The 7500-nt window shown below is 36.6% G+C and carries 4 protein-coding genes, 1 tRNA gene and 2 rRNA genes (2 of these 7 cut by a window edge); all 7 read left to right on the top strand.

What is annotated here, in order from left to right; genetic code table 11:
* Positions 1-2538 (top strand): 23S ribosomal RNA (locus tag OW730_RS01395) (it extends 362 nt beyond the left edge of the window).
* A 147-nt stretch (positions 2539-2685) separates the two neighbouring features.
* Positions 2686-2802, top strand: a 5S ribosomal RNA gene (gene rrf, locus OW730_RS01390).
* A 7-nt stretch (positions 2803-2809) separates the two neighbouring features.
* Positions 2810-2885: transfer RNA gene (locus tag OW730_RS01385), tRNA-Lys, on the top strand.
* A gap of 203 nt (positions 2886-3088) precedes the next feature.
* Entirely contained in the window at positions 3089-4186 is a 1098-nt protein-coding gene (tnpB, locus tag OW730_RS01380; protein ID WP_333781254.1) for an IS200/IS605 family element RNA-guided endonuclease TnpB, read from the top strand.
* A gap of 416 nt (positions 4187-4602) precedes the next feature.
* Positions 4603-5484, top strand: a complete 882-nt coding sequence (locus OW730_RS01375) for a type II CAAX endopeptidase family protein (protein ID WP_271227366.1) — start codon at positions 4603-4605, stop codon at positions 5482-5484.
* 373 nt (positions 5485-5857) lie between these two features.
* Entirely contained in the window at positions 5858-7081 is a 1224-nt protein-coding gene (locus tag OW730_RS01370; protein WP_271227365.1) for an MFS transporter, read from the top strand.
* Between the two features lies 1 nt (position 7082).
* Positions 7083-7500, top strand: partial view of a CCA tRNA nucleotidyltransferase gene (locus tag OW730_RS01365; protein WP_271227364.1) — the 5' end (the start) only. Its footprint extends 947 nt past the window's final position; only the first 418 of its 1365 coding nucleotides appear in the window; its start codon is at positions 7083-7085; the stop codon falls past the right edge of the window.

Genomic DNA, 7500 nt, shown 5'->3' with positions numbered 1-7500 from the left:
ATAGTCCTGTAGATGAAAAGATGAAGAAACGAGTTCTGATCCAGAGTACCACGAGACACGTGAAACCTTGTGGGAAGCTGGGAGGACCACCTCCCAAGGCTAAATACTACCTGATAACCGATAGTGAAGCAGTACCGTGAGGGAAAGGTGAAAAGAACCCCGGGAGGGGAGTGAAATAGAACCTGAAACCGTGTGCCTACAATCGGTCGGAGCGCTTTATATGCGTGACGGCGTGCTTTTTGTATAACGAGCCAACGAGTTACGGTGTGTAGCAAGGTTAAGCACTTAAGGTGTGGAGCCGCAGGGAAACCGAGTCTGAATAGGGCGTTTAGTTGCATGCTGTAGACCCGAAACCAGGTGACCTATCCATGGCCAGGTTGAAGCGAGAGTAAAATCTCGTGGAGGACCGAACCACGTTGACGTTGAAAAGTCATGGGATGAGCTGTGGATAGCGGAGAAATTCCAATCGAACCTGGAGATAGCTGGTTCTCCTCGAAATAGCTTTAGGGCTAGCGTCTGGTAACTGAGTAATGGAGGTAGAGCACTGAATGGGCTAGGGGGCGTCAAAGCTTACTGAACTCTATCAAACTCCGAATGCCATATACTTTTATCCAGGCAGTCAGATTATGAATGATAAGATACATTTTCGAAAGGGAAAGAGCCCAGACCATCAGCTAAGGTCCCAAAGTGTAAGTTAAGTGGTAAAGGATGTGGGATTTCCAAGACAACTAGGATGTTGGCTTAGAAGCAGCCATTCATTTAAAGAGTGCGTAATAGCTCACTAGTCAAGAGATCCTGCGCCGAAAATGTCCGGGGCTAAAACTTACCACCGAAGCTATGGACTCGAAAGAGTGGTAGAGGAGCTTCCTGTATGGGCTGAAGTCGTACCGTAAGGAGCGGTGGACCGTACAGGAGTGAGAATGTTGGCATAAGTAGCGAGATGTAGGTGAGAATCCTACAGGCCGAATACCTAAGGTTTCCTGGGGAAGGCTCGTCCTCCCAGGGTTAGTCGGGACCTAAGCCGAGGCCGAAAGGCGTAGGCGATGGACAACAGGTTGATATTCCTGTACCACCAAACTCCGTTTGACGACGGGGTGACGCAGGAGGATAGGATGAGCGCACGACTGAAAGAGTGCGTCTAAGCGTTTAGGCTGATCAGATAGGCAAATCCGTCTGATCTTAAGGCTGAGGCGTGATGGGGAGCCGTTTACGGCGAAGCATCTGATTCCACGCTGCCAAGAAAAGCCTCTAAGGAGGAGTTTGGTGCCCGTACCGCAAACCGACACAGGTAGGTGAGGAGAGAATCCTAAGGCCGGCGGAAGAATTACTGTTAAGGAACTCGGCAAATTGACCCCGTAACTTCGGGAGAAGGGGTGCCTACGAGAGTAGGCCGCAGTGAATAGGCCCAAACAACTGTTTACCAAAAACACAGGTCTCTGCTAAATCGTAAGATGATGTATAGGGGCTGACGCCTGCCCGGTGCTGGAAGGTTAAGGGGATCACTTAGCGTAAGCGAAGGTGTGAACTTAAGCCCCAGTAAACGGCGGCCGTAACTATAACGGTCCTAAGGTAGCGAAATTCCTTGTCGGGTAAGTTCCGACCCGCACGAATGGCGTAATGATTTGGGCACTGTCTCAACAGTAAATCCGGTGAAATTGTAGTACCAGTGAAGATGCTGGTTACCCGCGGTTGGACGGAAAGACCCCGTAGAGCTTTACTGTAGCTTAGCATTGAATTTCGGTATTGTCTGTACAGGATAGGTGGGAGACTAGGAAACTGGGGCGTTAGCTTCAGTGGAGTCGTCCTTGGGATACCACCCTGGCAGTACTGGAATTCTAACGAGTGGCCATGAATCTGGTCATCGGACATTGCTAGGTGGGCAGTTTGACTGGGGCGGTCGCCTCCTAAAAAGTAACGGAGGCGCTCAAAGGTTCCCTCAGCGCGGTCGGAAATCGCGCGAAGAGTGCAAAGGCAGAAGGGAGCCTGACTGCGACACCTACAAGTGGAGCAGGGACGAAAGTCGGACTTAGTGATCCGGTGGTACCTCGTGGGAGGGCCATCGCTCAACGGATAAAAGCTACCTCGGGGATAACAGGCTTATCTCCCCCAAGAGTCCACATCGACGGGGAGGTTTGGCACCTCGATGTCGGCTCGTCGCATCCTGGGGCTGTAGCTGGTCCCAAGGGTTGGGCTGTTCGCCCATTAAAGCGGCACGCGAGCTGGGTTCAGAACGTCGTGAGACAGTTCGGTCCCTATCCGCCGCGGGCGTAGGAAATTTGAGAGGAGCTGTCCTTAGTACGAGAGGACCGGGATGGACTGACCTCTGGTGTACCAGTTGTCGCGTCAGCGGCACCGCTGGGTAGCTATGTCGGGAAGGGATAAACGCTGAAGGCATCTAAGCGTGAAGCCCACCTCAAGATTAGATTTCCCTGCCTAGTGCAATAAGATCCCTTGAAGAACACAAGGTTGATAGGCTGGAGGTGTAAGTGTGGTAACACATGTAGCTGACCAGTACTAATAGATCGAAGACTTAATCTTAACTTACTTTGTGCAATTTTGAAGGAACATCCTTCTATAATATTTAATGAAATATGGATATATATTTATAGAAATATGTGCTATGTTTCGATAGTTAAATATTATAAATCCGTTAAAAACAACAACAACAACAACAGTAGTTCAACATCTGGTAATAATGGCGTGAAGGTTACACACCTTCCCATTCCGAACAGGATTGTTAAGCTTCACAGCGCTGATGGTACTGCACTGGAGACGGTGTGGGAGAGTAAGACATTGCCAGGTTTGATTTGATCCACTAGCTCAGTCGGTAGAGCACATGACTTTTAATCATGGTGTCCAGGGTTCGATTCCCTGGTGGATCACCACAAAACACTTGCTAATTTTTTAGTAAGTGTTTTTTTATTGTTTTTAACGTAACTAGCAGAAGTCTCCCATCTTCTATAAGTGGGAGATGAATGCGTAATCTTAATACTTTTACATGGATAAAAAAGTATAAACGTGAAATAATAAGAATGAATGTTCTTGAGATTCATTAGTATTGTATTCAAAAGTAAAGGTGTTGAAAGCAGTGAAAATCAACAAAGCATATAAATTCAGAATATATCCAAATGAAAATCAAAAAAAGATTATTGAAAAATCTTTTGGTTGTTCAAGATATGTATATAATCATTTCTTAAACCAAAGGAATGAAATATATAAAGCTGAAAAAAGATGTATGAAATATACAGAACAACAAAATCAATTACCAAGTATGAAAAAAGAACTTGTATGGCTTAAAGAAGTTGATAGTACATCACTGCAGATGTCACTAAGAAATCTTGATGCTGCATTCAAAAATTTCTTTGAAGGTAGAGCCGACAGACCAAAATTCAAAAGTAAAAGAGACAACTATAAAACATATACAAGTAATTTTGTGAATAACAATATTGAAATAAAAAAAGATAAAATAAAACTGCCTAAATTGAAATATGTTAATGCAAAAATTCATAGATATTTTGAAGGTAGAGTAATAAACGCTACTGTTTCTAAAACATCAAGTGGTAAATATTTTGTATCTATATGTGTTGAAACAAAGATAGAGCCATTAAAAAAAGTATCGGGGAATGTTGGTATAGACTTAGGGTTATGTCATTTTGCAATATTATCAAATGGTGAAAAGATTCAAAATCCTAAGTATCTAAAAAAGTCATTAGATAAATTGGCAAAGGAACAAAGAAAATTAAGTAGTAAAGAAAAAGGCAGTAACAATTGGAATAAGCAAAGAATAAAGGTTGCTAGACTACATGAACGTATATCTAATCAAAGATTAGACTTCATCCATAAGCTATCTAAAAGAATTATAAGCGATAATCAAGTTATAATTCTTGAAGATTTATCAGTTAAAAATATGATGAAGAATGATAAATTAGCTCAAAGTATTTCAGATGTAAGTTGGTATAAATTTGTCACTATTCTAGATTATAAAGCAAAATGGCATGGAAGAAAAATTCATAAAATAAATAGATGGTATCCATCATCTAAAACATGCAATAATTGTGGTCATGTTTTAGATGAAATGCCACTGTATATAAGAGAATGGAAATGTCCTAAATGCGATAGCATTCATGATAGGGATATAAATGCCAGTAGGAATATCTTGAAGCAAGGGTTATTAGAAATAGCCTAAAAAAATAAGAACCGTAGGTCTTACGGGGATTGCCTGTGGAGAAAGTAGATTGCGAAATCTGTGAAGCAGGAAAAGTTCTTGGATACACCAAGAAGCCCCCACTTCAGCGTGAGTAAGTGGAGGGAGAGTTCACTTAATAATCTTTCTAATTAAATTTTAAATTAGGTGTAACTTTTGAAGAACTTATTTGTTTATATATATGAATCAATTAAACATTATCAACAAAATAAAAGATTTTGTGTTGAATATTCCACATAAAATTTTTAGATTGTGGATTAAATATAGTGAACATTTTATATGTATATTATTAATATGTTTAAGTGTGTTTTGGGGTGATATCACATAAAATAATTACATAAAGTGGAAAATGGTGTATAATATATAATTAGTTATAAATAAAAAGGGGGAAATTATTTATGCCTACAGCACGAAAAGGAAATATGTATTTTTTCATAATAACATTACTTATGATAATTGGATCAGTTGTGGTAGGGTTTTTACCAATAGAAACTAAATATAATACAGCTGTAATAGAGTTTGGATTCTTATTGGTACCTGCATTGATTATAGCTAAATTAAGCGGTATAACCATTAAAGAGACTTTTGAAATAAAGTGGTTAAAGTTTAAAGATGTATGTATAATTTTAGGTATTTCAGTTTTGAGTTTATTACTTGCAGGAATAATGAGTAATATATCAATGCAGTTTTTTAACAATTTTTTAGCAGATGCTATGAATGTTTGGGGAAATATGAGTTTGTTACAGTGGATATTTATACTTGCAATAACTCCGGCCATATGTGAGGAAGCTGTGATGAGAGGAGTGGTATTAAAACAATATAAAAATGTTAGTTGTACTAAAGCTGCTATTATGAATGGATTATTATTTGGTATGTTTCATATGAATTTCAATCAGTTCTTTTATGCATTTGTATTAGGGGTAGTAATGGCATACCTTGTTATAATAACAGGAACTATATTATCATCAGTTTTAATGCATTTTACTATCAATGGAATTTCAGCTGTTAGTAATTGGTATATTAGAAGAACTAGTCCCGTTATTGATGTAGCAGAAAATAGTTCATTGAATATAACTAATATAATTATTTTGGCTGGTGTTGGAATATTGATAGCATATTTGTTAAAACATATAATTAGTAGTTGGGCTAAAACAAAAAATATAGATATTCTAACTAGAACTAATACAGATGAAAAAGTATTTGATATATGGGTAGTTTTATCTATAGGTTTATTTGTAATATTTACTATAATTCTATTTATGCAAGGTGGAAAAATTTAGTCGACGTTGTTTACTTTTTGAGAATTAAATAATATAATAATAATATAATGAGGATTTAATAAGGAGGTGTAAAAATGGCATTATTGATTAACTCTATTATGGAACACATGTTTGAATTCCATAATATTACATTTAAGTTTGGTGCTCCTAGGGAGAAGTGCGTCCAAATTTAATAGTGTTAATCGGTAGTAGACTATTTTTGCACATAGTTATTTAATATAAATGTGAGTATAACCCTAAGTAGTTTTTACTGCTTAGGGTTTTTATGTTATAAAAATGGGCGTTACTTCTCAACTGTCTAACTAATCCGGTTAGATATGTTTAGGATGAAGGATTGTTAAATAATATAAATTCATTCTGGAGGAGTACAATTATGAATATTGAAAATTTATATAGAAAAAATATATTTAAAAACTATTTTTATACTTTTTTTAGCTGCTTGGATCTTACTAGAGGGTTATGGATGATATATTTAGCAACAAAAGGTGTTTCTCTTGTTCAGCTTGGGATTCTTGAGTCTATATTTCATATAACTTCGTTTTTTATGGAAATACCCACAGGTATGATTGCTGATATTTTTGGAAGAAAAACAAGCGTGCTAATGAGCAGGGTGATTAGTTTTATTTCACTAATTATTTTGTTTATTGGAAATGATTATTATGTATTTATGATATCATTCATTTTAAGTGCACTATCATATAATCTAGAATCTGGAGCTGGGGAAGCTTTAATATATGATTCTCTTAAAGAAGTTGGAGAAGAGAAAGGTTTTATAAGGGTTAGTAGTAAAATAGAGTTAGTTAGAAACTTATCTTCTATAGCAGCATTTATAATTGGTGGAATATTAGCGCTTATGAATTATAATATGGTATTTTATATTTCATTCTTTTTTATTATAATGGCATTTCTTTCGGCTATGTCAATGAAAGAAGTTATGATAAATAAGAAAACACAATTAAAGAATCCATTGAGAATTTTTGCACATCAAATAACTACCAGTGTAAAGGCTGTTAGAGGGAATAATAAAATAGTATTTTTTATGCTATTCTCGGAAATAGTAGGATGTATAAATACAACTATGTTTTTTTATTTACAGAATTATTGGAAAGGAAAGGGATTAAATGAGCTTAAGATAGGGCTCATCTTTTCAATAGGATGTTTATCATGTAGCATTTTCTCAGGGATTATAGATAAGATTGAAGATCGATTAAAAGAGAGAGGTATATTGTTATATGTTCCTATATTATTATTCATAAGTATAGGGGGGATAGCATTTACCAAATATTCATATGTATTTTATATAATAATGGGATTATGCGAAATGGTTATTTGGGTTGTAGTTGGAAACTATATAAATATGTTGATACCTAGTGAGAATAGAGCAACAATATTATCTTTTAGGAGTATGATATTTAGTTTCTTTATGATAGCGTTGTTCCCGGTAGTAGGAAAGCTAGGTGATGTTATTGGTTTAGCCAATACTTTTAGATTCATATTTTATGTTATGCTTATTTTAGTATGTATAAATACAATTGTGGTAATAAAAATTATGAAGAAAAATATAAATAGGAAATTAACGGTTGAACAGGAGGGGTAATGTGAAGGCGAGTATAATTATACCTAAAGATGCTGCTTTAATAATAGATGAACTATATAATATAGGCAAAGAAGGCTTTGTGGTAGGTGGATGCGTTAGAGATTCGTTATTAGGATTGAAACCAAAAGATTGGGATATAACAACAAGTGCGTCTCCACAATTAGTTAAAGAGACATTTGAAAAACTAGGATTTCGTGTTATAGAAACAGGAATAAAACATGGGACCGTCACTGTTATGGTAAATAAGGAACCCTTTGAAATAACTACGTATAGAATAGAAGGTGAGTATATTGATAATAGACGACCTAGCAACGTAGAATATACAGATAGTCTTAAAGAAGACCTTATTAGAAGAGATTTTACTATAAATGCTATGGCATATAATTCTGTTGTTGGTTTAGTAGATCATTTCAATGGAA

It is taken from the genome of Oceanirhabdus sp. W0125-5 (genome assembly GCF_027938815.1).
In the GTDB taxonomy this organism is placed as follows: domain Bacteria; phylum Bacillota; class Clostridia; order Clostridiales; family Clostridiaceae; genus Oceanirhabdus.
Note: the sequence above shows the minus strand (reverse complement) of the source record. Positions and strands in the feature narration are given on the sequence as shown.